At 59.3% G+C, this 24,308-nt stretch carries 22 protein-coding genes, 1 tRNA gene and 1 pseudogene; 16 read left to right on the forward strand and 8 right to left on the reverse strand.

The annotated features are described in order from the left end of the window. Window positions 1-1,590, reverse strand: coding sequence for a flagellar hook-length control protein FliK (locus tag IVB27_RS36965; protein WP_247447551.1), 1,590 nt, complete (start codon window positions 1,588-1,590; stop codon window positions 1-3). 342 nt (window positions 1,591-1,932) lie between these two features. Here IVB27_RS36965 and mnmA point away from each other — a divergent pair, with 342 nt between their 5' ends. The 4 genes from mnmA (at window position 1,933) to IVB27_RS36985 (ending at window position 4,709) form a co-directional block, all read left to right on the forward strand. Continuing rightward, on the forward strand, window positions 1,933-3,114 hold the full coding sequence (mnmA, locus tag IVB27_RS36970) for a tRNA 2-thiouridine(34) synthase MnmA (protein WP_247447552.1): 1,182 nt from the start codon (window positions 1,933-1,935) through the stop codon (window positions 3,112-3,114). Window positions 3,115-3,352: 238 nt separating this feature from the next. Then, window positions 3,353-3,991, forward strand: coding sequence for a class I SAM-dependent methyltransferase (locus tag IVB27_RS36975; protein WP_247343313.1), 639 nt, complete (start codon window positions 3,353-3,355; stop codon window positions 3,989-3,991). Window positions 3,992-4,036: 45 nt separating this feature from the next. Continuing rightward, a complete protein-coding gene (locus tag IVB27_RS36980; protein ID WP_247447553.1) occupies window positions 4,037-4,393 on the forward strand; it encodes a hypothetical protein in 357 nt (118 codons plus the stop codon). Window positions 4,394-4,632: 239 nt separating this feature from the next. Further along, window positions 4,633-4,709 (forward strand) — tRNA-Met (locus IVB27_RS36985). Here IVB27_RS36985 and IVB27_RS36990 read toward each other — a convergent pair. Beyond that, window positions 4,666-6,324 carry a recombinase family protein gene (locus IVB27_RS36990; protein ID WP_247447585.1) on the reverse strand — a complete coding sequence of 553 codons (1,659 nt, stop codon included), beginning with the start codon at window positions 6,322-6,324 and terminating at the stop codon, window positions 4,666-4,668. The genes IVB27_RS36985 and IVB27_RS36990 overlap by 44 nt on opposite strands. Window positions 6,325-6,336: 12 nt before the next feature. Next, complete coding sequence (locus IVB27_RS36995) at window positions 6,337-6,549, reverse strand: hypothetical protein (protein WP_247447554.1); 213 nt, start codon at window positions 6,547-6,549, stop codon at window positions 6,337-6,339. A gap of 279 nt (window positions 6,550-6,828) precedes the next feature. Between IVB27_RS36995 and IVB27_RS37000 the strand changes: the two genes are divergently transcribed. The 10 genes from IVB27_RS37000 to IVB27_RS37045 all read left to right on the forward strand — a co-directional run bounded on the left by IVB27_RS37000 (window position 6,829) and on the right by IVB27_RS37045 (window position 15,814). Further along, window positions 6,829-7,017 carry a helix-turn-helix transcriptional regulator gene (locus IVB27_RS37000; RefSeq protein WP_247447555.1) on the forward strand — a complete coding sequence of 63 codons (189 nt, stop codon included), beginning with the start codon at window positions 6,829-6,831 and terminating at the stop codon, window positions 7,015-7,017. 104 nt (window positions 7,018-7,121) lie between these two features. Continuing rightward, the gene (locus IVB27_RS37005) at window positions 7,122-7,376 is read left to right on the forward strand and encodes a hypothetical protein (RefSeq protein ID WP_247447556.1); all 255 of its coding nucleotides are present in this window, start codon (window positions 7,122-7,124) and stop codon (window positions 7,374-7,376) included. Then, window positions 7,373-10,534, forward strand: coding sequence for a hypothetical protein (locus IVB27_RS37010; protein ID WP_247447557.1), 3,162 nt, complete (start codon window positions 7,373-7,375; stop codon window positions 10,532-10,534). Before IVB27_RS37005 ends, IVB27_RS37010 begins: the two co-directional genes overlap by 4 nt. 277 nt (window positions 10,535-10,811) lie before the next feature. Continuing rightward, a complete protein-coding gene (locus IVB27_RS37015) occupies window positions 10,812-11,015 on the forward strand; it encodes a hypothetical protein (protein ID WP_247447558.1) in 204 nt (67 codons plus the stop codon). Between the two features lie 227 nt (window positions 11,016-11,242). Beyond that, window positions 11,243-11,620 carry a hypothetical protein gene (locus tag IVB27_RS37020; protein ID WP_247447559.1) on the forward strand — a complete coding sequence of 126 codons (378 nt, stop codon included), beginning with the start codon at window positions 11,243-11,245 and terminating at the stop codon, window positions 11,618-11,620. A 32-nt stretch (window positions 11,621-11,652) separates the two neighbouring features. Beyond that, a complete protein-coding gene (locus IVB27_RS37025; protein WP_247447560.1) occupies window positions 11,653-12,156 on the forward strand; it encodes a hypothetical protein in 504 nt (167 codons plus the stop codon). Then, window positions 12,153-12,377 (forward strand): hypothetical protein, encoded by a 225-nt coding sequence (locus IVB27_RS37030; protein ID WP_247447561.1) that lies wholly within the window; start codon window positions 12,153-12,155, stop codon window positions 12,375-12,377. Before IVB27_RS37025 ends, IVB27_RS37030 begins: the two co-directional genes overlap by 4 nt. 680 nt (window positions 12,378-13,057) lie before the next feature. After that, window positions 13,058-13,507: a hypothetical protein gene (locus IVB27_RS37035; RefSeq protein ID WP_247447562.1), complete on the forward strand. Its 450-nt coding sequence runs from the start codon at window positions 13,058-13,060 to the stop codon at window positions 13,505-13,507. 196 nt (window positions 13,508-13,703) lie between these two features. Then, on the forward strand, window positions 13,704-14,648 hold the full coding sequence (locus IVB27_RS37040) for a lysozyme inhibitor LprI family protein (protein WP_247447563.1): 945 nt from the start codon (window positions 13,704-13,706) through the stop codon (window positions 14,646-14,648). A gap of 809 nt (window positions 14,649-15,457) precedes the next feature. Further along, window positions 15,458-15,814, forward strand: a complete 357-nt coding sequence (locus IVB27_RS37045; protein ID WP_247447564.1) for a hypothetical protein — start codon at window positions 15,458-15,460, stop codon at window positions 15,812-15,814. Between the two features lie 154 nt (window positions 15,815-15,968). Here IVB27_RS37045 and IVB27_RS37050 read toward each other — a convergent pair whose 3' ends face one another. Continuing rightward, window positions 15,969-16,166, reverse strand: a complete 198-nt coding sequence (locus IVB27_RS37050; protein ID WP_247447565.1) for a hypothetical protein — start codon at window positions 16,164-16,166, stop codon at window positions 15,969-15,971. A gap of 97 nt (window positions 16,167-16,263) precedes the next feature. On the opposite strand from IVB27_RS37050, the gene IVB27_RS37055 reads away from it, so the two are divergent. Further along, entirely contained in the window at window positions 16,264-16,434 is a 171-nt protein-coding gene (locus IVB27_RS37055) for a hypothetical protein (protein WP_247447566.1), read from the forward strand. 832 nt (window positions 16,435-17,266) lie between these two features. After that, window positions 17,267-17,401, forward strand: coding sequence for a hypothetical protein (locus IVB27_RS43070; protein ID WP_256468492.1), 135 nt, complete (start codon window positions 17,267-17,269; stop codon window positions 17,399-17,401). 359 nt (window positions 17,402-17,760) lie between these two features. On the opposite strand, the pseudogene hyoA reads toward IVB27_RS43070, so the two are convergent. From hyoA to IVB27_RS37075, 4 genes and pseudogenes are all read right to left on the reverse strand, one after another. Next, window positions 17,761-21,009, reverse strand: a pseudogene (gene hyoA / locus IVB27_RS37060) (NACHT domain-containing antiphage protein HyoA); the annotation flags it as partial. 12 nt (window positions 21,010-21,021) lie between these two features. Beyond that, window positions 21,022-22,086, reverse strand: coding sequence for a hypothetical protein (locus IVB27_RS37065; RefSeq protein WP_247447568.1), 1,065 nt, complete (start codon window positions 22,084-22,086; stop codon window positions 21,022-21,024). A 174-nt stretch (window positions 22,087-22,260) separates the two neighbouring features. Beyond that, a complete protein-coding gene (locus IVB27_RS37070; RefSeq protein WP_247447569.1) occupies window positions 22,261-23,919 on the reverse strand; it encodes a recombinase family protein in 1,659 nt (552 codons plus the stop codon). After that, a complete protein-coding gene (locus IVB27_RS37075; RefSeq protein WP_247447570.1) occupies window positions 23,858-24,121 on the reverse strand; it encodes a hypothetical protein in 264 nt (87 codons plus the stop codon). The genes IVB27_RS37070 and IVB27_RS37075 overlap by 62 nt, the downstream gene beginning before the upstream one ends. Window positions 24,122-24,308 lie beyond the last annotated feature (187 nt).

Consider the following 24,308-nt stretch of genomic DNA (forward strand, 5'->3'; position numbering starts at 1 on the left):
TCACACTCTGATGTCGACGCCGCTGCTCGATCCGAGCATGCGGCCGTAGCTGCGCCCGACCGGGGCTGTGGGAACTGCTTCCTCGTCGCTGATGATCAGCCGGCGGGCATTACCGCCATTGTCGTTGTTCTGGCCGGAGTTCTGGCCGGACGAATTCTGGTCGCGCAGGCTGAAGGACAGCCCGTTGCTGCCGGTCTTGAGGCCGGCATCGTCGAGCGCGCGCTGCAATTGCGGCGCGTCCTGCCGCAGCATCTGCAGCGTCTCCGGTTTCTCGACGGTGAGATGCGAGGTGACCTGGCCGTTGCGGTCGACATTGATGCGGACGTCGATGCGGCCGAGGTCGAGCGGATCGAGGCTGATGTCGAACCGGGTCTTGCCGGCGCGTGCGGCGGCGGCAATTTCGATCGGCACGCCGCTGATCGGAATGGCGTTGGCATTCGCCGCGGTCGCGGTGAGCGTCGCGGTCGTGGCCGATGTCGTATTGGTCAGCGGCGCCTGCACGGCAAAGGCCGCCTGCGCGCTGGTGTCGGTCGTGGGGACAGCGGCCTGCGTGCCCGCATGGGCATGCGGTGTTGCCGTCGCCGGTGTCGCATCGGCCGTGCGGTCGGAAGTCCCAGCCTTGGCGTCGGCCGCGTTCGCATCGATTGGCGGCTTGTCGGCTTGCGGATGCACCGCGTTGGCGGACGCTGCCGTCGCCGGAGTCTGCGCGGCGTTCGCCTTGCCGGTGTCCTGGCCGATATTGGAGACGTCGCTCCCACCTTGCGCGGTCACGACGGCCTTGAACGAAGTTTTTGGCGTGCCCTGGTCGACGGCGGCGATCAGGCCGCCATTGGTCTTCGCATCGGTCGCGGTCGCGTCGGTCGTCCCGGTTGCGGCATCGGCCAGCGTCGCCGAGGTAGCGGCATCGACCTTGGCGCCCGCGGTCTTGGCGCTCTTGTCGCCCGGCGTCGCGGTATCGGTCTTGGCGCCGGCGATCTGCGCCGCGGTGGATGCGCTGGCGGCGATGCCGGCGGCGGCGATCGTCAGCGGCGAGGAGGCGGTGCTGGCGGCCTGGTTCGCGGCCGCGTTCGGATCGATCGCCACGACCGGCGCGGCCACTACGACGCTGGGATCGGGCACGGCGGCCAGCGTCGCGTCGACTTGCGCGGTTGCGGCGGCATTGACAAGGCCATCGGTGCCGTCGGTCTTCTTATCCTTGGTGTCGCCGGACTTGTCGGCCGATTTGGCGTCGGAGGTCTCGGACTTGTCCTTGGTCTTGCTATCCGCCTTGGCGGGATCGGCCGTTGTGTCGTTCTTGGTATCGTTCTTGGCCGGCGCGGAATTGTCGGTGTCGTCACTGGCCTTGCTCTGCGAGGACGGGTCGGTCGCCGAATGATCGCGCGGGCTGTTGTCCGAGGACGACGAGGAATTGGTCCGGCGCGGTGCGGTGTCCGGGGACGACGCGCTGTCGCTGATAGCTTGAGTGTTGCTGTCGACCAGCGAACCGAAGGAGTCGTTGGACGTGTCTTTCGACGCCTGCGACCGGGCAGGCTTTTGCTGCGCGCTCTGGACTTGCGCGCTTGCCGCTACATCTGACGTACGACCGACCACAGGTGCCCCCTCGGAAACATCTTCGGCATAAGAGGTAGCAAGGAGCGGGCCAGCCCCGCGCCTCGGTGTTTTGTCAAGATAAATCAATGATTTGAGGAATCGTCCCCGCTGCCGCAAGGCCTTTCAAAGCCCCGTCATTTCTGCCTCCCCGGCAAGAATTGCCCTAACTTGCCGCGCCCATGATTGCTTCACCGGAAGGCCGCCTATATTAAAGAGACAGCTCTCAGCCGCTTTCGACCGGGCAAGCCGCCCTTCGGGAACCAAAGTTCCCGAGGATCGTCGATGTCCCGCCGGAAGCATCAGCGGATCGCCCAACGCCGCCGTCACAACGCTTTAAGGCCCATGCTCAACAGTCTGGATCTCGAAGGCCGTCCTGAGGATACCAGGGTCGTCGTTGCCATGTCGGGCGGCGTCGATTCTTCGACGACGGCTGCGCTTTTGAAGGCGGAAGGCTACGACGTCGTCGGCATCACGCTGCAGCTCTACGACCATGGTGCGGCGACCCATCGCAAGGGCGCCTGCTGCGCCGGCCAGGACATCCACGACGCCCGCGACGTCGCGGCCAAGCTCGGCATTCCCCATTACGTGCTCGACTACGAGGACCGCTTTCGCGAGTCCGTCATCGACAATTTCGCCGACAGCTACGCGCTCGGCGAGACGCCGGTGCCGTGCATCGAGTGCAACCGCTCGGTCAAGTTCCGCGACCTGCTCAAGACCGCGCGCGAGTTAGGGGCGACCGCGCTCGCCACCGGCCATTACGTCGCCTCGCGCCGCCGCTCCGACGGCTCGCGCGCTCTGGTGTGTGCCGCCGATGCCGATCGCGACCAGAGCTACTTCCTGTTCGCGACCACGCAGGAGCAGCTCGATTACTTGCGCTTTCCGCTCGGCGACATGACCAAGCCCGAGACGCGCGAGCTGGCGCGGCGCTTCGGCCTCGCGGTCGCCGACAAGCACGACAGCCAGGACATCTGCTTCGTGCCCACGGGGCGCTACACCGACATCATCACCCGCTTGCGGCCGAACGCGATGGACCCCGGTGAGATCGTCGATCTCGATGGCCGCGTGCTCGGCCGGCATAACGGCATTGCCAATTTCACCATCGGCCAGCGCCGCGGCCTCGGCATCGCCGCCGCCGCGCCGCTGTTCGTGGTGCGGCTGGAGGCCGCCAACCGCCGCGTCGTTGTCGGCCCGCGCGAGGCGCTGAAGATGCACCGCATCGTGCTGCGCGACGTCAACTGGATCGGCGACGGCGACATCGACCGCGCGATCGGCGCCGGCCTCGAAATGTTCGTGCGCGTGCGCTCGACCCGCAGCCCCCAGCCGGCATGGCTGCGTGGCGCGAACGGCCATTACGAGGTCGAGCTCGTCGCAGGCGAAGAGGGTGTCTCGCCGGGCCAGGCCTGCGTGTTTTACGACGCGCCCTCGGGCCAGGCGCGTGTGCTCGGCGGCGGCTTTATTCAAAGCGCCGCCGCGAAGGCTGCGACCGGCACGGCACGTCCGCTCGCCGAAGCCGTGCGCGGCTAATCCATGAAATCGGACCGCACTCTCGCGACACCGGAAGTGCGCCCCCTCTCCCGCCTGCGGGAGAGGGTTGGGGAGTGGGCTCTCTCCACCCGCGATATATCGCGAGCGGATAAAGCCCTCACCCGGCGCTACGCGCCGACCTCTTCCGCAAGCGGGAGAGGTGCCAGACCGCGCGCGGGGCTGACTTCGATCTCACCAATAATCAATTCTCGATAGAGTTTGGCGTAAGGGCAGGGGCATGGCAGCAGACATCTCGCGGGCCGGGGTCGAGAAGGCCTATGGCCGCTGGGCGCCGGTCTACGATCTCGTGTTCGGCAAGGTCTTTGACGCTGGCCGGCAGTCGACCATCATCGAGGCCGACCGCATCGGCGGCCGCATCCTCGACGTCGGCGTCGGCACCGGGCTTTCGCTATCGGACTATGCGCGCACCACAAAGATCTGCGGAGTCGACATTTCCGAGCCGATGCTGCGCAAGGCGCAATCGCGCGTGCGTGCGCTGCGCTTGAGCAATGTCGAGGTGCTCTCGGTGATGGATGCGAAGAATCTCGCCTTCCCCGAAAACTTCTTCGACGCGGTGGTCGCGCAATATGTCATTACCGCCGTGCCCGATCCCGAAGGCACGCTCGACGAGTTCGTGCGCGTCTTGAAGCCCGGCGGCGAGCTGATCCTCGTCAACCACATCGGGGCGGAAACGGGTTTTCGCAAACTCTCCGAACTCGCGTTTGCCCCGCTCGCCCGCCGTCTCGGCTGGCGTCCGGAATTTCCGTGGCAGCGACTGGTCGACTGGGCCGCAAAACACGGCGGCGTTACGCTGGCCGAGCGCCGCCCGATGCCGCCGATGGGACACTTTTCGCTGATCCGCTACCTCAAATCGTAATGTTCGGGGTGGGAACAGGGCGTACACCCCGCGCGTTCTCCGCCCATGCGCACAAGATCAAACATCATTCTGGCCAGCCTCCTGATCGCCGCCTCCGGCAGCGCGATCGCGCAGGCCCCGCCCGCCCCGGCGACGCCGCCGCAAGCGACCGCGCCGCCATCCCCGCAGCACGCCACCAGCTGCACGCCGCAGGATCGCCCCAACCGCCAGGCCGACGGCACCACCACGGGCCAGTCCCGGGAACCGCTCGGCGACAAGCTCGCCAAATCGGACGGCGTGCTCTGCCCGCCCTCCGGCGTCGATCCCGAGATGCACGCGCCGGCGCCCAGCACGAACGGCGCCATGCCTGTCATCCCGCCCCCCGGCAGCCCCGGCGGTGACCCGACGGTAAGGCCGAAATAGGCCAATTCTGTCTCCCGATCTCGTCATGGCCGGGCTTGTCCGGACCAGTCCGGCCATCACGGGTGTGGCTGGAAATCTGGTCCCGAAATAGGTCCAATTCGCTCCCCGAAGCGGACTTGTCCCGCCGTAGCTTCAGCAAAGGCGGAAGCTTACGCAAACGCGGATTGACAGCCCGCCGCCCCCTTCCTTATATGCCGCGCGTTCGCGAGATCGGCCGTATCAGGCCCTCGCGACCCTGTGGCGGGGTAGCTCAGCTGGTTAGAGCACGGGAATCATAATCCTGGGGTCGGGGGTTCGAGTCCCTCTCCCGCTACCAACGTTCCCCCCGACATGGCCATATTTGGAAACAGGCCCGAATTGCCGCAAAGGACGGCAAGGCGGCCCTTGATGTCGATCCGCACACTCCGATCATCCTCAGCGTTGGCTTTGGTTCCAGCACCGCCCGGTCGGCTCGGGCCGGCATGCACGATGATCGCCATCACCAGCTCTCGCAGAGTCGCGAACTCCATCGGCGTGCCCTGCTCCAAATGATCGGCTAGTTCCACAACAGCGCGCTTGTAACGGTCGAGCGCCTTGGGGTGCAGGGCGATGACGTTGTCGATTTCCTTGGCGGCATCGAGCCCGGCGATGACCTTGGTCTTGTCAGCCTCAAGCTCCTGCATGCGGGCGACGAACTGTTCAGGCGGCATGCCGGTGACAACGATAGAGTCAACGATCCGCTTCATCTCGCGCTCGATCTCGCCGAGCCGCCGTTCCAGCCGGGAGCGTTCGGTGCTCGCCTCTTTCTTGAGCCGCTTGCGCTCGGCGTTATAGGCATCGACAAATGCAGTGATCACCTCGGGATGCGCGAGGTGCCGGCGGAGCCCCCTGACGGCGAGCGCCTCGATGTCGTCGAGATAAACGCGGCGACCATTTCCGCACGATCCGCTTTCCCTATGGGTTGAGCACTGCAAGCGGAGACCTTTCGCGTCGCTACCGATTGACGCCATGCCGCCGCCGCACGAACCGCACCTGATCAAACCAGAAAAGACCCGCTTCGGCGCGCGCGCCTTTTGCGCGGTCGCCGGTGTGGCGTCACGGCGGCGCTCGGCCTTGATAGCTTGCGCGCCCCTGAATGTCGCATCATCAACGATGCGCAGATGCGGCGCCTCAACGATCTTGTACTGGTCCTTTGGATTGGGACGCGAGAGACGCTTGCGCGTCACCGGGTCCTTGATCATGCGGACCTTGTTCCAGACGATCCGGCCGGCATACAGATCGTTCAGAATCAGCCCGCCGCCGCGCGACACGTTGCCGTTAATCGTTGATGCGTTCCATTGGCGCCCACGCGGCGGCCGCACACCGCGCTTGTTGAGGTCGTTCGCGATTATGCGCGGCGTCTTGCCCGAGATGTAATCGGCGAAAATCTCGCGCACGATCTCGGCCTCGGCTTCGACGATCTCCAACTCGCCCGGCGTGCCCCGCACCGCGCGATAGCCATAGGCTCGGCCGCCGGCGTGCCGGCCATCGCGGATCACCCCCTCAAGTCCGCGCCGCGTGTGGATCACGAGATTTTCGATGAACATCTCGCTCATCAGCGCACGCAACGCGCCGTCGAGCTTGCCGACCTTGCCGGATACGGTGTGCAGTGACACGCCAAGGTGATCGAGATGCTTGCGGGCAGTGTGATAGTCGGCCTGATCGCGAAAAACGCGATCCAAATCTTCGGCGACGATCACGTCGAATAGCCGTGCCTCGGCGGCGCGCATCAAGGCTTGGAAGCCGGGACGGTTGATCGCGCCGGTGCCTGAGATGGCCCTATCCTCAAACGTCGAGATCACCGCCATGCCCTCGCGACTGCAAAGGTCGCGGCACGATGCAACTTGATCGTCGATCGACTTCTCGCTTTGCAGGTCGGAGGAGAAGCGGGCGTAAATGGCGGCGCGGATCATCGTCTTCGCTCGTCACAGGTTGGATGCTTGGCGGGTCGCGATCTCGACCTGATGATCCTCTCGTGCCAGCCGTTTGGCAAGCTCCCGCACATAGCGGAGAATAGCCTCGTCGGGCCGATCCAGCGGTATTATAGGAGTCATGCTGCCGTCAGACGCAGTCGCGGCCGGCGCCCGCAACGGGCGATCCAGCGTCAACGACTCATCATCCTGATGATTGCGCTCCACCAGGAAGCATCAAGCAAAGTGCACTGCTTCGCACAATCCACTTATGAACCAGAACATGCTGCTCGCCGCTGCTGCCTGTTCAAAACACACCTTTCGGCGCGATGATCCCGCCGTTCAGCCGAAGATGAGTTATGAACCAGCACGTCGCCTCATGACGACGTGCTTGTTCATAACTCACTTCTCAAATCGCGAATTAGGCCTAGTGAGGATGCGTCCTGACGTAACAGGGCGCACGTCCAAATGAATTGGCGTGCTTACTCTAGAAACAGGAGCACGACCATGTCAGTTCGCAAGCTGTTGTTATTTCCTGAACTGCACGACCACGGCGTTCCCTTCGGTCGCCGGTACATCGATCGTCTCGAAGCTGAGGGAAAATTCCCGAGACGCGTTCCGATCGGCGCCAAGCGCGTGGGTTGGGTTGCCACCGAGATTGAGGGTTGGGTCAGTGCCGCGATTGCACGGCGCTAGCGCAAAGTTTGCGACGCAGGTCGCGGTCGACAGCGTGGCCTAGTCGCGGAAAGAAAAGGCGGCCTGCCAGCCGCCTCTCAATCGTCCTCTCAGGAATTTTTAGAATGTTTGTCAATGATACAAGGGCGCCCGCGCACTCACAACCATTGAAGCAACAGCGCCAGGCAGCCGCCTACGTGGCCTCGGCGCTGAAGGTCATTCCGCTCGCCAAGAGTGCGGATGATCTCCGGACTTGGTGGAACGAGGAGCAGCAGCACAGGGATAAATATGGTCTCACCGAGGCTCAAGCTAACATCCTGATCGGAGCCTGTAGGGAGCACGTCCGCAGCCTCGGCGAAACGCGTGGGGTGCAGCCGTGAACGCAAACGCTCCCAATCGGCCCGTCGGTGAGCCGGTCGATGCCACTCACGACACGGCGCGCGCACCCCTGATCACGCTGATCGTCAAGCACGATGAGCCGGACCTGATGTCGAAGCGTATTTCGCTCGATGCCGACGGTAAGCTCAAGAGCGATGGATCGGAATGCCGAATGGTCACCGGCGAAGCCTTCCGCATGCTTGTTAAAACTTCAAACGACCTGGCGATCTTGATCCAAAGCTGCACCTCTGACGTGGCTATTGCACTTGGTGATTTGAAAGACGGCATCCGGTCGCGCGTCCGCATCACCACGAAGAACTCGCTCGACAAGAACCCGGGCGCCATCGCCCGGGCGCGAGGCTTCATCGACTATCGGCCGGGACAGCCGGCTTATGCACTGATCGACTTCGATACCAAAGGCATGCCAAACGAAGTCAAAGCTAAGATCGACGATGCAGGCGGCATGTGGAAGGCGCTGCTGGCGGTCGCACCCGCTCTCGCCAACGCCGCGCGGGTTGCTCGTGCCAGCACCAGCGCCGGCCTGTATCGGAGCGACACCGGCGAGCCGATCCCCGGCTCGGACGGCGCACATCATTATGTCCTTGTCCACGATGGGGCCGACATTGAGCGTTTCCTGACAGACCTGCATGATAGGTGTTGGCTGCACGGGTTCGGCTGGCACATGATCGGCAAGGCGGGGCAACTGCTCGACCGCTCCATCGTTGACCGCATGGTAGGCAAGGGCGAGCGCCTTTGCTTTGAAGGCGCGCCGGAGATCGTCCCGCCACTCGCGCAGGATCAGACGAGGCGCGCGCCTGTCGCATTCGAGGGTGAGGCCATCCGCTCGGATCGGGCTGTGCCCCGGCTGACTGAATACGAGCGGCACTGCGTCTATGACGCCAAAGCCAAAAGCGCGAAGGCTCTGGGCAAATCTGCGGCCGAGGTTCGGAACAAGCATGACAAAGAGCTGGCCGAAAAGCATTCGGCCAAGACCGGCACACCCATCCCGACCGCGCTTCGCCTGATCAAGGCACGCCATCGCGGCGTGCTCTATCCTGATGTCGATCTGGAGTTTGATCATCTGAGCGTCGTCACGGTCGGTGCCGTGTTGGCCGACCCGGATCGCTACGTTGGTGAGACGCTTGCCGATCCCATGGAAGGCGTCGATTACGGTCGCGGCAAGGCCATCGTCATGAAGAGCGACGACGGCAACCTGTTGATCCACTCCTTCGCACATGGCCGTAGCATCTACTTTCTCCGACATGATCTGAAATCTGCGAAGGCCGCCTTCGCGCAGGCCGCCGGCGATGGCAAAGTCGATTACGCGATGGCGATCCTCGGCCAGGCCGAATTCGAAGAAGATGAACTTGAGGAGTTCGTTGCGCTGGTGTCGGAGTCCACGGGCATGGGTGTCCGCGCCCTGAGAGCGAGAATTAAGAGAGAGCACAAGGAACGCAAGGCTGAGGCGTGCAAAGTCTCCATGGAGGCTGAGGCGAAAGCCGACGGCCGCATTGTTCGTCTTCGCCCCGAAGTCGATGGCGAGCTGGTGCCAACGGTCACGTTCCTCGATGGGGTTCTTGTGAATGATCCGAGCGAGGAGCCGCCGATGCGTAATGCGTCGCGCGCCTTGGTACGAGTGGAAGAGAAAGAGCCTTGGGCGCTGCATCAGTTCACGTCTGGTACCGCGAATGCGGCGGGGGAAGACACGGAGACCATGCGGCCGCCTGCCGAGCCGGTGCTGGTGGAACTCACGACGACCGGTGTCGAGCTGCTGCTTGAAAATTACGTGCGGTGGGTTGCGCAGAAGCAGAATGGAACGACCTATTTTGCTGCGTTACCCAAGCCGTTCATCATTGCCCTCATGGAGTATGCGAACAGTGCGATCCCTGTTGTCAGAGCGATCAACACGTCCCCGCTCGTCACGATCCCGGGGCGTGTGATCGACGGCGTTGGGCTCGACCGGCGCACCGGTCTGGTGCATCGCATCGATCCCGTCCTGCGCGCATGTTTGCCGGCCCGCAAGCCGACGGATGAGGAGATCAAACAGTCTTTGAGCTTCCTTCTGGATGAATGGCTCGTCGATGTCGCGCTGGACCGTGCGGGCAAATGCATCGCAATCATGCTGGCGCTCACCTTACTCCAGCGTGCGCTCTTGCCCGAGCGTCCGGCGTTCTTTGTGACCGCCGGCCAGCGTGGTGGTGGCAAGACGACGCTGATCATGATGATCATTTCAGCCGTATTGGGGCGGCGGCCCGCAGCAGCGGCATGGTCCGATAGTGTCGAGGAACGTAAGAAGGCGCTGTTTTCATATCTCCGACAAGGCGTTGCAACGTTGGTCTGGGACAACATCGCTCGCGGATCAACCATCAGCTGCCCGCACATCGAGGCGGCGCTTACCGCCACGGAAATCTCCGACCGCGTGCTCGGGGTTTCCGATTTTGAGACGGTGCCGGCGTCAACGGTCCAAATCTTCACCGGCAACTCGATTGCACCGCGCGGCGACATGGCAAGCCGGTCGTTCGTCCTGCCGCTGGATGTGGATCGGCCGGACCCCGAAAACCGCGACTTCAAGCACGCGGACCCCTTGGCATGGACGCAAGCGAACCGGACGAGAATTCTGAGCGCGTTGTACACGATCTTGATCGGCGGCGCCTTGCAGCGCCCGGATGGTCAGGTGCCCAAGACCCGCTTCAAGTTCTGGTGGGGGCTGATCGGCTGGCCCGTGGAGTATGCGGCGGGTCTGCTCGGCATGAATCTGGACTGCACGGAGCTGCTGCGCTCCGGAGAGGCCGGCGAGGAGGAGGCGAGCGCCACTGCCAGGGTACTAACTGTCCTCGGTCAGGAATGGCGAGGCAAATGGTTCACGACCCGAGACGTCGTGAGCTTCATCAAGGACCGCCACTCGCTTCTCGATGAGGACAAGGGAACCCGCGCCGAGGCGTTGTTCGATGCGCTCTCCGAACTGATTGGGAAGCCGCTCGAAAATCCGACAGCCCGCAGCATCGGCAAGCTGTTTCAAAAGCACGTAACCAACCGAGCTGCGTGGATCGAGGGTGAGAACCGAGTGGCGGTGTTGCGCAAGGTGCCGCTCGGCTTGAACAAGGACGGCAACAAGTACGAGGTCGTTGTCCAAACGTCTGGTGGCACACCCGATGAGTAGTGGGGGCGGGAAAGACGGGAAAGACGGGAAAGTTTACAGCCTCGTTTTTTGGGAGATCGGTGAATTTGGAGGTTGGTTTGCCAAATGACATCATCGCCGGGCAGCGAGCGGCTAGAGCTTTCCCGTCTTTCCCGTCTTTCCCGACACATGGTCCGCAAGCATTAGGTTCCTCCCAGCGCCCCGGCCAATGCGGGTCGCGCGGCCGCCCCTGGCGTGGCTAGGATGGATGGCTTTTCTAGGGAACCACAACAACAAGGCGTCGGAGATCAAAGGACCCATGAAGAACCTGTTCTCGGTCAACAAAGCCGCTGATCTGCTGGAACGCGACCGGGCGACTCTGGTCCGCGCCCGGGGGGGTGGACTCGAAACCGGCCTGCAAAGACCCCAGAACCGCACCGGCTCGTCCTTATGCGATGCGATCAAAATTCCGAGAAGGGGGTTCCCCATTCGACGGCATTTAGCCCGGGAGGTCCAAAAATGAGAGCCAACCTTTCATCCACGGCCGCCGCTCAGCGTATGCGCCGGTACCGCGACCGCCTTAAGCGCGGCAAGTGCATTCTGCCGGTTGAAGCCGACAGGGGCCAAGTTGCCGACCAACTCGTGGATCTAGGGAGCCTTCGAGAGTGGGATGCCGAAAGCTTGACCGAAATCGGACGCGCCTTCTTGTCGCTCGCAGCGAAGAAGCAGTTCCGAGCGTGAGTTTGCGGCGTGACACGTAACGTCGTCGGCGAAACCTATCTGCTAAATTCGAGGTTGGTTTTGTGTTCTCTTGAAAGGCACCGAATGGCAAGACAGAGAGTTGTTTTCGCGGGGCCAACAGATGCCGATCTCTGGAGTTGGGAGATTAGCCTGGGCAGGGCGCTTGCCGTCGGACACACGAGCAACGTTGATTTTTATCGAGACAAGATCAACGCATTGAAAGCGGCAGGTCCGCGCCGGTCTGGCACGGGACGGAAATTCACCCACGTTGAACTCATTGAGATGAAGATCGCGCGGGCGTTCATGGCATCGCACGCCGACAACACCCGATATCTCATCGGCGAGCGTGCGCACCAAATCGCCCTTGAATTGCGATCAGGAGGCTGAAGTTAGCCATGCACCCACGACTTCCACCTTCCTTGATTTCTGACGAGCATCGTCAAGGATACAAGGCGTTCTGCGAGGGGCAAGTCCACGCCGTGCCCGACGAAGACCAGCGGCGCATGTACGATCTCGACGTTCAGTTTCGCAGCGCGGCCATTGGCTACATCGACGCGATCATGTCCCAATTCTCGGACGGTCTGGGCGAAACGAAGGATTTGCAGGTCTCGTACACCTTTGGCCAGTACCTCCGATCGATGGGCATGTTTGCCGCGCTTTGGACGGAGATGCGAACGGCGATCGCCTTCAATCGCGAAGAGCGGATAAAGCTTGAGAAGCGCATCGCGGAATTGGAGCAGGCACCGCAGATTTCCTACAACGGCATATTCGCGCCGGACAAGCAGTACAAGCCAGGGGACCTCACGACATTTCGAGGCTCGCTCTGGCACTGCATCGTCGCCACAATAGGCGTGACGCCGGGTGACGGCTGTTGTTGGACTTTGGTCGTGAAGCGGGGGCGGAATGCAAGGAACTCAACATGACAACAATTGAAGCAGCCCTGGAGTTTGCACGCAGGGAATTCGATCGAGCAATTCGCAACGAGCAAGAGAAGTTTCGGAACTTTCAGACGATGTCGGGGACTGATCCCGCGCGCATCGAGATGATCCTCAAGGAGCATCTGGTGGAATGCGAAGTCCATCGCGAAAAGTCGCTTGTCGAAATCGAGCGAAGCATTCGTGTTGCTGCGCGGACACTGCACTGAAGGGATGCGTTAGAGGCGCGGGGTGAACTGGACTGCGAAACTCCAGTACGTCCGCTTCCGGGGGACTGAGAGACATTCTCCGGCCGTGGCGCTAGGGCAGCTTTTGACCTGACCCAGAGCGGACTTTCCGGGCCGCCGCTTTGAGCTACAAGGCGACCTCGACCACTACTCCGTGAGACTAGCTTACCTATTCTTGTGTTGCGCTTGAACGAAGTGCGAGCGATCTTCAGAACGACAAGTTTTGCTTGCATCAATTTCGTGGGGCGATTGGCATGAGTCACGTCAACTTGTCCATCGCATGTTTATGCGGCCTGATTGCACTCCATCTAGCATCTGTTGAGCCGGCGCGCGCTCAGCAAGACACCAGTGCTTTGGAGGCAGTCGTAAGAAGCCGAATTTGTCCGGCTGACAAGACACGGTATGACGAACTCACCTATCGAGGGTATGGCTGTAGCACCGTATGCACGAAGCCGGAGCTGAATGGCACTCCGAATTGCGGGGGGCAACCTGGCAGCCTTGTTGGATATGACTCTCAATGCCAACGAATAGTTGACCAGAACAATAAAGTCATCAGAGCCTATAACCAGTTCGTCAGTTCGTGCAGCAGGACACGCTCGGACGGAGCTGACAACACAAAGCCGGCCGACAAGTCATCTCCATGGGCGAAACGTGCCGAAGATATGAAGGCCAAGGCGGAGGGAGCGGATGCAAGAAATCAGCAGAACGCAAGGGCCGCAAATCAACGCGTGCGCGAGATCGAAGAGAAGGAGAGGCTAAGGCTTGAGAGTGAGAGAACGAAGCTTCAGGAGGACCTCCGCAGACAGCAGGAGCAAAAGGAACAAATTGCTAGAGAGGAAGCTGAACGGCGCAACAAAGAGCAACCGAGTGCCTATCCCCCGGAAGTTCGCCTTCGTCACTTGGCGGACAGGTGCAGCAGGGCGATGGGAGGAATTGGAAATACCTTGGACTATTACCTGAGAGCACCTCACGAAAAGGGACAACGATGGAGCGTCTATGTAACACTGTGCGACCACTGCGAACATTACATTACCGGTGCTTGCGCCGAACTCGAGTCCGCAACAGGCATTAACAAACAGAACTGCTCCAACTACGACGAATGCCGAAAGTGACGAGAGCAATTCAAATGGAACTCATCGCGATTGCGTCTAAATGCCCGGTGTCAGTCCATGCATGGACCATGGACGAACAGCAAGTCATAATCCTTCACACGGGCGGCGCGACGGTCTTGAGTTTCGAAACAAATCCACCAGTGCTGGCGCAGCAGCACATTCACTTTGTGACATGCTGCATGCTTGGAGCCCGGCAATGCTTAGACTTCCGGTGTTAATGAATTTGGCGTTGCTGGCGTTGTCATCTTCCGTGGGCGCCGCAAGTTTCGACTGCAAAACGAACCGAAAGCCTGATGAAGTGGCAATATGTAATGACTCCACTCTTTCAAGCTTGGATAGCGAGCTAGCGGCAATCTATGTACGGCTGCGCGCGAGCTTCGCACCAGAGCAGGCGTCGGCTCTAAGAGAAACTCAACTCTCTTGGTTGCGGTCGCGGCGAGCGTGCGGAAACGACCGGGGATGTCTGGTAGGCCTTTACAGAGATCGCATCGACTCTCTCAATGCGCACGCTTCGCCACAGCAGCATACGAATCCTAATCCTCAAGCGATACCCGCAGAGGTGCCGCCAGCGCCAACGCTGGAAGGTATAGCCGCTTCATCGCAAGATCCCGATCGGGAAGAAACCCAACTCATATTGGAAGTCATCGCGAATGCGTTCAAATGCCCGGTACCGGTAACCACATGGGGTGGCCTAAGGAACGATAAATTGCAGTACACTGAACACTTTGTGCATACGTTTACTGGCAACGCAACGGTTCTGAGCTTCGAGACGAGATCTACCTATGTCGCAGAGTCGAGAAGGGAGACGTTGCAACGGCGTTCGCTTCCCATTAGCGAACTCGGCAAAGTAAAAATCGTTATGAACTACAGCCGGGACCCGACCTTGCCGCTGATAGGGATAGAGTGCCGAGATCGACCCGGCTGCATGGAAGAATGGGTGGAGGTGCTCTGCCAAGTTGATGTGGGGCCGGGCATCGATGCATCTAGGTCGTGCCGGACCACCAAGCGGCAGCCGATGCGTAAGTTGAGCGACAGGGACAGCGGTACTGACAACATATATATTTGCGACAAAGAGACCGCCTCAACTTTAGCGGAGGCGCTGACAGCCTTACGTGACAAGGCGGGGCAGCAACACAAGTAAGTTAAACGATTTGGTGCAGTTCGGCGTTTAAAGGCCGAGTACTGACGCGCACGCTGTGATCCTCGCTAATTGGCGACTTCCGCTTATGGCCCATCTCTGACCTTCGCGCCGTCCCCGCGTTGGGCTGCTCTCGGCCGCATACCGGACATACGGCTAACGGGATAAGAAGCACCAAGCAGCTCACGGGGCGGGATGTGAACGCCTCGATGTCGTGCAACTGCCATCATGTGCACGAGATTGGGTGCAGTAATCGCCGGATCGGAAGGCGCGGCGGACGTACCCGTGCCTGATGATCTTGAAAGGCCCCGACGTGCACGCGTCGGGGCCTTTGTTTTGCTGGCCGTTCTCAATCGCTAAAGTTATCCAGGTGATAACTTCGTTTGCTACCGGCAGTTCGTTAGAAACAGCGATCATGCTCCTATGCTAGTTACAGTAACCAGCTTAGCCAACTTTCTGCAATCTCTCCTCAGAAGCAAAAAAATTTAAGACGCCAAGATCAAACGGTTGCATCGAAAAAAACCAACCTACATACGTCGTTACCTCGTTACTCCTCTATCGGTTGGTGGACGATTGGGCTGCATTGAGGCTATTCATTCGATCAGGTTGATCGAGCAGGTTTCTCGCACCATCCCGCGCCGATATAGACCAGCGCCAATAGCGACGAGCGTCCGCATGCGGACAAACGTCCATAACGGCCAGCGTCTAAAGGCCAGCGTAAAGCGAGCATCAACCGAAGGTGCGGCCCGCATAATTTGCGGGCCGCACTGGCAACGTCAGGAGCTGGGCTTAACTCCTTCGGAGGCGGCAGGATGGACCAATACGAATGGGAGAGGCTGGCTAAGCAGCAGGAGCGACTGCATCCTGATCTAGATGCCCATCTAATGGAGACGCCGCACGGTCTCATGCTGAACCACCCGCTGGTGCAGGAATGCCACGGTTTTGTTGACCTGGAGCACGCGGCCATTCTCAACCAGCGCTATCGCGAAAAACTCCAGGATGTGGATGAAGCCCTTGCGGGACGCAAATGGATACTTTCATTCACCTGCACGAGCGACCCTATCGAATTACTGCATTCATGGAGGTCGCCCACGAACTCTCAAACAAGGACTATTGGTTTCTGCTTTCCGATGTTTGGACCGACAGCGAGAATATCTGGCAGAACCTAGACGACTGGCGCGAGCTATGGAATGAACCCCCGCGCTCGCAAGAAATACGCTAGCGGCTGGTCCAATTGTAGCCCCCGCGCGTGATCAGGCGCACGCGGTCACCATCGCGCTCCAGGCGGAGGCGATAGCCATATTCGGCCGGCCCATCTGCGGCTCAACGGCGACGTTTATTCCAATGCTCCGCATCGGGAACGATTGATGGTGTGCGCTCCAATTCGCGAAGCCGGTCGATTTGCGTTTTGAGGCGCGCCGGTAGTTCCGGCTCTGGTTTCAGCAACGCGCGTAGCCTCTCGCCGATCTCTCGAACGATGGCCCGGCTGTGTACGTAGTCAATGTCGATATGGTTGCGCATGACGGAGCCTTCGGTTGGCAAAAACGCCGTCCGGCTGGCCGATATCGGCCTAACACTGCTCCCCGCGACCCAATCGGGGCGCGGCTGACGCTTTTGAATGAAACTGGAGACCGCCACTTTTGGCTATCTGCGCGAGCGCTTGTATTCAGAGCAGCGGGTCGCTGGCAACGACCTTTGGCTATCCGCGACATGCGCCGTGTTACTACCGGCGAGCGACGGCCTCAGTTTTTCTAAAGCCTGGCGGACGCTTTCGTTCCTTGATTTCTGATTGCGACCGCGATGTTCCATTCCGAAGGAGGAACCTGCCCCAGCGGCTAGTCGCTGGCGCCATGGAAGCAACTTCCGATGCGGCCGAAAACATTGGGCCGCAGCGTTCGGGAACCATTTCTGAGAGTGCCCGGTTAGTTCATGGGGCGATAAAGGGGACCATCGTCATGAGGACCAAATATCTCGCTGCGATTGCAATAGCTGTTTTTGCTTGTAGTGGGCTGGTCGTGAATTCCGTCGGCTCGCTTCATCGCGAAAAGCAGTCCACGCTGGCCGCCATACAAGTGGCGGACCGATTAGCTGGGTCCTTGGATCCGTATTTGATACGGTCTGGTGGCTAAAACGGCCGGTGTAACTCAGAAATGTATTGGCGGCGCTGCCTTGAGTCATGGGGCATCGCGCCCGTTCGGCAAGCAAGGCTGTAACGCCTTTGCCTCACATCCCATCCCGCGCGCATCCATACGTCGCATTCCTCGTCTGTCGGATTGAACGCTGCCTCTGCCTACGCCGCAACTTCGTGTCCGTTACTTCCGATGTTGGCCCTTAGCAGAACGGCGTACAAGCCGCTGCTATGTCTGTTCTCCGGCCGACATCGGACGTGACCGCGCATGTCCGCATCCGGTTCATGCATGGCGATGTTCAGCGCGCAATCTGGCAACCGCCATTGCAACGCCCCACGGCGCGCGCATCCAGACATCGTGCTCGTTAAGGAAACGGTTACTGGTCACTGTCACCATTTACATATAGGTGTCGCCAAATGCGGCAGCGCATTCTGAGAACGGTTTAATACTTCGACACGCCCGGTTGGCGGTCTCTTGCAGGAGACGCCCCCAATGTTTAAGGGCTTCACGGTCTTCGTTGTTGCGCTGATCAGTACAGCGCAGGTGGATCAATATCTAACCCACGGTCAGTACACCGACGCCGCCATGGCTATGCTGCGGCAAATCAGGCATGCGTTCGGTTTTTGAGGTGTCCCTCCGGGATAACTTTGAGGCGCGTGATGGAAGGCATCGCGTCGGCTGATCTCGACGCGGATGAGCAACGCGCCCTTGCGATATTGGGAGCCGGACTTTCTATCGAGCTGTGTGACCCCGTTGCACTCCTGACCCTAAGGCGGCTCGGTCTGACCATAGGATCATCTCATTTGACCGCTGCTGCGCACGAGTTGCGGAGAGCCGTCGTTTTAGGCAAACTCGGGAAGTGTGATCTCTGCTTGAAGGTATGAATGAGCCTCGGGAGGTATTGCAGATGTCAGGGGCTATTGAGCGGATCGTGGAGGGTTCGTCCCGACCACAGCGCCATCGCAGATGTTCTTAAAGCCGGAATTTCACTCGAACCTTTTTGAAAGATCGATGCCCATGACGGTGAGGTCTTCGACATGCGGGTACCTATCAGCGATAGACGCCCAGTGATCTTGGAGTGCTGCGAGCAATTGGGCGAAATCCACCAAGTCTCCGGACGGAAGCTGCCATCGCCGCCCCTTTTTGCGGTTCACCAATACGAAGATGCCACGCGCTGATCGATTGTCACGCAGGTAATCGCCTGATAGTTGGACTTCCAGTCGCTCGAATAGGTGTGGCCCCGTCCAACGCTCAGCTAACTTAAGTTCAGCAGGCACGGGGGCGTCAAAACCTGCTCCGTGAAAACGCAAGTCCGGCCGCTTGGCGTCCGCAAATTCTTCTTCCTGCGTGATTGTATATCGACCTCGGGCTTTTTCGCGGAGTGCGTGCGCGAGAAAGTTGCGCATCTCGGGTTCTTCCTCGACCCGTTGGAGAATTCTCGCCACACTGTCATCGCCGTTCTCAAGGTCATCCTGGAGGTCAAGCAGCCGCGCTATCGCTAGGTCAGCAAGCTCGCGATGGTTTGTCGGCGTGCGATCCAGATGTTGGTGAAAGTCTCGTACTTGGGCAGGCAACCAAGGAGCTAAGTCCGCATCCTGTTCTGCCTTACTGCGTGCAAATGATGTGAGCCACGGCCGGGAGTCGGCGTTAGGATGTTGGATCGCAATTTCCGATAGCGAGACAAATGCTTCTTTTCCCGGGATCTGCTTAAGCTGATTGAAGAGCGCGTTTCGTGCGCTTTGAGCGTTGTCACGCAAACCCGGCGAATAGACCCCGCCGCCTATTCGGTTGATATCCTCATCTTCGCGAATATAGGTTTGCATCAGTAAGAACAATTCCTTTAGATGCTTAGGCGTAGCGAACCTTTGACGTACGCGTCTGGTCTCCGACCGTTCTGTTCCTGCCAATCTCGTAACGAAGTTCATTGCGAAGTGTGTTTGGTCAGCGGGGGATGCTATGTTTGACAGCCGAGCCGTTAGCCGTGGAATGGATTGCTCCGGGGCAACGCCGGTCCAAGCAGCGAACCATATCGCAGCAATCTCGTCACTTGCTGAGCGCTGAGCGTTGGCTTTCGCGAGTGCGGCCAAGTTCTCGTCCGATACCGAACTGCTCCCTTGAACGATGGTTAGCAGCTTCCCCAAATTGAACAGATTCTCAACTTTGGTTGTTCGCAGGAGATCCAGTATCGCAGGAGCAATCCAGTCCCAAGCCCATTGTCCGGACCAGCTCACGTCACTGAGTAGATAGTTAGATTCTTCGCGAGGCCGTTCTGACAATATCTCCTCCGTTATTTCGGCGAGAAGGAAATCGCCGACAATTTCGGGATAGGTCGCGAATAGCTTGGGAAACCACGGAGGGAAACCGTTCAACTCATGAGCAGCATAGCGGCAAGCGAGTACTACCTCCTCCTTCGCCAAGTTCGAAGGCCAGTTTGAAGTTTCAGCCGCCTCGATAGCCAGTCCGGCCAGGCCGAATATAATGAATATCGGGGTGGAGTTCGCCGGAGCGCCTTCAGAGCGCAGTATGGGCCGGTACTTGCGCCAGTATTTTGTTACGCCTTCTCGATACGCCTGCGCTATCTCTTCTCCAAATTCGGGCGCTAGTTCGCGCCACCGACCAGCCGTCCATCGATTGCTCTGGTCGGCCGTCTCGCGAAGGTGTTCGTGCAGATACCATTGGGCGGCTGAGATGTCGGACTGAGCCTTGAGCTGGGGCGCCCGAACAAGCTCAATATTGGAGAGAATGAATTCTCTGGACTTTGCGCGATTGTTACGTTCCCGTCTATCTCTGTCGGCAGCGCGTTTCTTCCATTTCTTTTCTTCGCGCTCGTGCTCGCTTACCGGGGGAGCGAGCATTAGCTGTAGCCGCTCTTCGAGTTCGCTGTTGCTGTGCACGAGTTCGCGAAGTCGATCTCGCCACGACTGCGGCCTGCTCGCTTTCGCGTAGATGTCGAATGCAAGAGTAAGGGCAACTAGCCTATCGTCTTGTTGGTCCGACGTGCGAATAGCATCAGCAGCATAGTCGAAATCATCCGCGCCGAACTTCCAATGAGCGATCCCGGATGCCTGCCAGAAGCTGGTCAGTCGGTGTTCCTGCTTGATGAAGAAAGCACTCTGGCGCGTCTTGCGCACATCATACCAAAACGCTGCCCGGTTGAGCTCAGTCCAGGCAGGGATCAAATTGCCAAACTCGACTTTGACCTCGCGGAGGTCGTCATCCCATCTCCTGACCGCCCCAAATTTATAAAGGATGCCAAGGGCAGCTTCACCCGTTGCTTCTGCTCGTCTTTCCGTAATCAGTCTCTCTGCCGCGACTGAAGCGGGATTTATTAACCATGAGTGCTTCTTCGAGGCATCGCAGTAGCCTCGTTCGATGAACGGAGGTTCTTCCAGAAGGTGGTTCAATCCCTCCGCGAGCTTCGGAAGAAGCTCGATTGGTGTTGTTTTCACAAAGCTCATCACAGCGTCCGTCAGCGAATCCACCGTAAATGGCCTCTTTGGCGCTGCTTTAGCTAGAGACGCAAGGAGCCACGCCATTGTGTCCGGTGTGGGATTCGATGCAGTGACAATCTCGCTGAGCCAGTCGCGATTCAAAGCTGGCGCTTCGCCCAAAAAGTTTATTCGCAAGTCATGCAGGTCTTCGGTCGTTCCAGTAGCGCGAAGAGCGCGTATGGCAGCGATGCGCGCGTGCTCCGCTGTGGTGGGAGAGAGGGCTAGAAGTTTCACTTCCTCCTTGAGCGAACCGACACGTCCTAACCACACCATCCTTATGAGGAAGCTGACCAGTTCCCAGTTTGAAGCATACGTTTTTAATAGGGCGCGAATGTCTTCCGACAAGTCTGGATTGGCGAATCGCTGCGCGGCGGCGTACTCAAGAGCATTCCGACCCGCTTTCCCGGAGGCGAGTTCCTTGCATACCTCAGCTAGTGTGGCCTTCTGAATTGCTAGCGGTAGGGCGCCAGGATCGCCACCTTCAAACAGCACCTCTGGCGCGATGCGAAGAACTCGCTCGCGAATACGGTCATCAAGGATGGCGAGCCATGGCAATACTGGACGCATGGTGGGTACGACAACTTCGAGGCCGTACTGAACGCGGAAAAGCAGGGCCTCGACCTGACGTCTGGACGCAGATCTCTCAAGCAACTGCGCTAGCCATTCGGCAGCCAGAAACTCCCGAACTGAGCGATGATGGAAACGGACAGTCCCGTAAATCGCCTCATCGAATATGGGACGAGAAAGGAGCGTCTGCTAGTCGCGGTCGTTCCAGTCGGACAAAACCATCCGAACAGGGATGCCCTTGTTATTATGAGAGCCATCCGGCACCTGGATAGTCGGCTCCTTCCCTAAGATGCAGGCTGCTGCGAGCAACCGTGCGCCTTCCCGCGCACGCACGGCCGAAAGTGGCTGTGCCTCACGATGGTTTTGATCTCGCTCTTCCAGGCGGCGCAGAACGCTGTTGTGCATCAGTTCGATCCGCGTGCCGATGCGGTGCTCTTTTTTCCAAAACTCAATTAACTCCTCAAGGTCTTGCGGTCTGGTCGTGAATGATTCGGCGTCAGCGCGCTCGATCTCTTCCAAAAATGCTTGCGTATCAGTCACCCCGCGCGCTTGCGAGAACACCTTTATTTGTGATGCCGAGAGGTCGTCGAGAGTGACGATGCGTAAAGCTGACGGCGTGTCCTGCTCGCCTGAATTCTCTGTGATGAACGTCTCGACGTCGAGAGCATCCTCGTCGAGCGAATCCTCTTGCTGCGGCTTGTTCGTTGCGAGCCTTGTGGTCTCCGGAGCGAATGGAAGATGACTTTCACACAATTTGGCGTCTGTCCTAGCGCGCCAAGCACTCGTGCGACCGGCGAGAACGATGTGCGCACGGGCGGCGGCGGTCTGCACGCGGCGGCCAAGTTTGCGGATAGCTAGTTCGAAGTCGCCGGGATTCCGAAGCCGCGCTTCATCAACCGAGTCGAGCAGTAGCCATCCCTCATCGGTTGACGCGAGCCACTCGTTGAATTCTTCGAACGTTCCAACCTCAAATGCATCTTCAAAGTCGTTCGGAATATGCTCAAGGCGCATGAAGAATGCCTTTTTCTGCTCGGCGCGGAGGGATTTGGCCGTTTGGCGTAATTCCTCTGTCTTGCCGGTGCCAGCCTCGGACAAGATGACCGTGCGAAAACCCTTGAGGAGGTCGTCCCAATTGAGACTTGGTCCGATGGAGAGTGCTCGGTCTAAATCGAACGCATCGCTGTCACGCGCATGTTTTGCGAGTTCGTGAAACGAACGTTCCAACTGGACAAAATCATTTGGCAGTTTGAGCATGGCCCGAACTCTATCAGAGTCGCGAGCCGAGGGAGCGAGGCGCCGACTGGGGTTGAGCCGCTAGTACACTATAAGGACACTAGACCAAGTTCCTCTTTTTGTATCAACTGGTTAAGTGGATCCACCTTCTCCCACAAAGGGGAGAAGGAAGGGCATACCAGCTACCGCCAACCGTTAGGCCACGGAGACCAAGAACTCGGCCGAAAACGGTCGGGGGGAACGTAGGTAGCGCTCTCCCGCTACCACGTATCCCCCACTATTGTGGTGGGCCTCCGGAAAGACCTCCCCGCCTATCAGGCTGGCCAGTCTACCTTTGACTTCGACCTCGAAGCCCTTCCAAGGTCCCTTTGGATGGACCGTGACGCTGTGCACGAGGGTCCGAAAATCTTCCACTAGGGAACCGCGGTCGTCCTCTGCCTTCGAATGGCCAGACATTGTCTCGGCAAGCGCGTTCACTGAACTGATGTAGCGATCCAAGGCAGATGGGTGGAGCGCGACGGGAACGGGGACTTCTTCGAGCGCGGCCATTTCGGCCTCGACGCGCAGCCGCTCTTCCTTGAGCTCCCCGATCCGCTGCTTGGCGTCCTCCTCAGATATGACGTACTTGATCACAAGATCAATGTTGCGTTGCCGCTCACCTTCGATCCGGTCACGTTTCGCCGCCAGTCGCGCACGCACCGCGACCGCGTCCCCCGCAAGCCGCTCTCGTTCGCTGTTATAGCCGCGCACATAAGCCTCGATCAGCCGCGGATCTTTTAATTCCTCGGCCATGCCACGAAGCACAAGCCTTTCGATATCGCGCAGATAGATGATCCTGCGATTTGAACAAATGCCGCCCTCGCGAACCGCAGAACAACGAATCCTAGTCTTTCCAGTCTTGTCACGGTCATGAACCGACATTCCGGACCCACAACAACCGCAGCGAAGAAGACCGGAGAGGAGATGCGGCGCCCGTCGCTTCACGTGGCTGGCCAAGTGGCTCTTCTTGGTCTTTAAAGCGTGAGCCTGCTCCCAAATCGACTGTTCGACGATGCGTACCTGAGGCGCCTCGATGCTCTGCCACTCATCACGAGGGTTCGGGCGAGATAATCGCTTGCCCGTATCAGGATCTTTGACCATCCGGACTTTGTTCCAGACGATACGGCCGGCATAGAGTTCGTTGAATATGAGCCCGGCACCACGCTGGGCGTTGCCATTGATCGTCGACGCGTTCCATCGCTGGCCTCGCGGTGGACGAACGTTTTCTCGGTTGAGATCGTGTGCAATGTCCCGGGGCGTTCGTCCCGCGGCATATGACGTGAAAATGCGCCGTACGATCTTAGCTTCGTCTTCGACTATTTCAAGTTCACCGGGTTTGCCGGGAACGGCTCGATATCCGTAGGCACGCCCACCGGCGTGTCGACCGTCTCGTATCACACCGGCCATGCCGCGACGGACCTTCTTCGCTCCGTCTTCGCGCTGCATCTGTCCAACGAGGCCGCGAATTCCAATCAAAATCGAGTCCGCAGTGCCATCATGAACGGCTTGGATTTCGATCCCTTGGAAAGATAGCCTTTTGTGGATGCCGGCCAGGTCTTCCATATCACGTGAAAGCCGATCCAGCGCTTCCACAATGACAACGGTGAAACGTTGTTGGCGCGCCGCATCCATAAGCTGCATCAAGCCATCGCGCCCGAATACAGAGGCCCCAGAACGAGCCTTGTCCGCGAAAGTCGCAACGACGTCGAGTTGATGACGGGCCGCATAGCCCCTGCACAGAGCAATCTGATCTTCAGTCGACTTTTCGTTCTGAAGCTCGGTCGAGAACCGAGCATAAACTGCTGCGGGCTTCATATTGAACACCACCGCTGATGCGCTTCTCGCCGGCGGCATCAAGATGATCTTTCATCAGCCGCTCACTCTCAAACACATGATCGCGCCTCGCGTCGGCTATTGCAAGAGCTTCAACAAACTTGACCAGAGCAGGATCAATGTCACGTGGGGTTACACATCGTGGTGCATGATGAAACACTTCCCTCGTCTTCGTACGTTTCATCCCGCAAGATGCTGCGTGGAGTCCACGAATGGCAGGCCGCTTACACGTCGGTCGTAGAATTGGATACGATTGAAAGCGGAACGGACACACTCTCAGAAGCGGAAAAATCAGGAGCGGAGCTTTTGTTCTGGCAGCGGTCAGGTCGGGAATTCACTGGCGTCACTTTGTGCAAAGCCCCGCAACCAGA

Source organism: Bradyrhizobium sp. 197, from assembly GCF_023073375.1.
Classification (GTDB): Bacteria; Pseudomonadota; Alphaproteobacteria; order Rhizobiales; family Xanthobacteraceae; genus Bradyrhizobium.

Bases quoted from the DNA above. Each gene is read 5' to 3' on its own strand.
- mnmA (WP_247447552.1), top strand. From the start codon at position 1,933: ATGCTCAACAGTCTGGATCTCGAAGGCCGTCCTGAGGATACCAGGGTC.
- IVB27_RS36975 (WP_247343313.1), top strand. From the start codon at position 3,353: ATGGCAGCAGACATCTCGCGGGCCGGGGTCGAGAAGGCCTATGGCCGC.
- IVB27_RS36980 (WP_247447553.1), top strand. From the start codon at position 4,037: ATGCGCACAAGATCAAACATCATTCTGGCCAGCCTCCTGATCGCCGCC.
- IVB27_RS36990 (WP_247447585.1), bottom strand. From the start codon at position 6,324: ATGATCCGCGCCGCCATTTACGCCCGCTTCTCCTCCGACCTGCAAAGC.
- IVB27_RS37000 (WP_247447555.1), top strand. From the start codon at position 6,829: ATGTCAGTTCGCAAGCTGTTGTTATTTCCTGAACTGCACGACCACGGC.
- IVB27_RS37005 (WP_247447556.1), top strand. From the start codon at position 7,122: ATGTTTGTCAATGATACAAGGGCGCCCGCGCACTCACAACCATTGAAG.
- IVB27_RS37015 (WP_247447558.1), top strand. From the start codon at position 10,812: ATGAAGAACCTGTTCTCGGTCAACAAAGCCGCTGATCTGCTGGAACGC.
- IVB27_RS37030 (WP_247447561.1), top strand. From the start codon at position 12,153: ATGACAACAATTGAAGCAGCCCTGGAGTTTGCACGCAGGGAATTCGAT.
- IVB27_RS37035 (WP_247447562.1), top strand. From the start codon at position 13,058: ATGAAGGCCAAGGCGGAGGGAGCGGATGCAAGAAATCAGCAGAACGCA.
- IVB27_RS37040 (WP_247447563.1), top strand. From the start codon at position 13,704: ATGCTTAGACTTCCGGTGTTAATGAATTTGGCGTTGCTGGCGTTGTCA.
- IVB27_RS37045 (WP_247447564.1), top strand. From the start codon at position 15,458: ATGGACCAATACGAATGGGAGAGGCTGGCTAAGCAGCAGGAGCGACTG.
- IVB27_RS37050 (WP_247447565.1), bottom strand. From the start codon at position 16,166: ATGCGCAACCATATCGACATTGACTACGTACACAGCCGGGCCATCGTT.
- IVB27_RS37055 (WP_247447566.1), top strand. From the start codon at position 16,264: ATGAAACTGGAGACCGCCACTTTTGGCTATCTGCGCGAGCGCTTGTAT.
- IVB27_RS43070 (WP_256468492.1), top strand. From the start codon at position 17,267: ATGTTTAAGGGCTTCACGGTCTTCGTTGTTGCGCTGATCAGTACAGCG.
- IVB27_RS37065 (WP_247447568.1), bottom strand. From the start codon at position 22,086: ATGCTCAAACTGCCAAATGATTTTGTCCAGTTGGAACGTTCGTTTCAC.
- IVB27_RS37070 (WP_247447569.1), bottom strand. From the start codon at position 23,919: ATGAAGCCCGCAGCAGTTTATGCTCGGTTCTCGACCGAGCTTCAGAAC.
- IVB27_RS37075 (WP_247447570.1), bottom strand. From the start codon at position 24,121: ATGAAACGTACGAAGACGAGGGAAGTGTTTCATCATGCACCACGATGT.